The sequence below is a fragment of the Streptomyces odontomachi genome (assembly GCF_024435355.1).
Classification (GTDB): Bacteria; Actinomycetota; Actinomycetes; order Streptomycetales; family Streptomycetaceae; genus Streptomyces; species Streptomyces odontomachi.
Map to the genome: position 1 here is coordinate 1 of NZ_JAMJWG010000081.1, position 1,117 is coordinate 1,117.

General features: G+C 72.7%; 1 protein-coding gene. It reads right to left on the reverse strand.

The annotated features are described in order from the left end of the window. A partial coding sequence (locus tag NQO67_RS43460; RefSeq protein WP_305127000.1) for an acyl carrier protein occupies nucleotides 1–1,080 on the reverse strand: 1,080 nt, incomplete at its 3' end. Between the last annotated feature and the right edge of the window lie 37 nt (nucleotides 1,081–1,117).

The following is a 1,117-nucleotide window of genomic DNA, read 5'->3' on the forward strand; positions in this document are numbered from 1 at the left end:
CCCCAGCCGCAGCGCCTGACCGGCAAGATGCAACGCCACCAACGACGACGAACACGCCGTGTCCACACTCACCGCAGGCCCCTCGAACCCCAACGCATACGCCAGCCGCCCCGAGATGACGCTCCCCGTGTTGCCGGCCGCCAGGAGGCCTTCGACCTCGGGGGGTGCGGGCCTCAGGCGTGCGGCGTAGTCGTTGTACATGACGCCGGTGAAGACACCGGTACGGCTGCCGCGCAGGGTGTCCGGATCGATCCGACCGTGCTCCAAGGCCTCCCAGGCCGTCTCCAACAGCACACGCTGCTGCGGATCCATCGCCAACGCCTCACGCGGGGAGATCCCGAAGAACTCCGCGTCGAAGTCCGCCGCCCGGTGCAGGAACCCGCCCTCGCGGGCATACGACGTACCGGCGTGATCGGGATCCGGATGGAACAACGCCTCCAGGTCCCACCCACGGTTGACGGGGAAGCCCGAGATCGCGTCCCGGCCGTCAGCGACCAGCCGCCACAGATCGTCCGGGCCCTCGACCCCGCCCGGGAAACGGCACGCCATCCCCACGATCGCCAGCGGCTCGTCCAGCACCGCCGCACCGGCCGGGGTGCCGGATGTCGTGGCCGGGTCGGTGCCGTCGGTGAGTTCGGTGAGGACGTACCGAGCGAGCTCGCGAACGGTGGGCTGGTCGAAGACGAGCGAGGCGGGCAGCGGGCGCCCCACGGCCGCGGTCAGCCGGTTGCGGAGGTCGACGCTCATCAGCGAGTCGAAGCCGAGTTCCGAGAAGGCCCGGTCGACCGGCACCGACCCGGCATCGTCACGGCCGAGGACGGCGGCCACCTGCCGGCGCACCTCTCGGGTCGTCACGCGCCGCTGCTCGTCGGGGTGGCGGCCCTGGAGCCGCTCGCCGAGCCCGGAGCCCGCGCCGACGCGCCGCGGCTGCGCCCGGATCAGGCCGCTGAGCAGGGGTGACAGATGTCCTTCGGAGGCGGCGGTGCGCAGGGCCGCCGGGTCCAGATGAGCGGCGACCACAGCGGGAGCCCCGGATACGACCGCCGCGTCGAACAGGGCCAGCGCGTCCGGCGTCGACATCGGCCCGATACCCGCACGCGCCAGACGCGCCCGATCG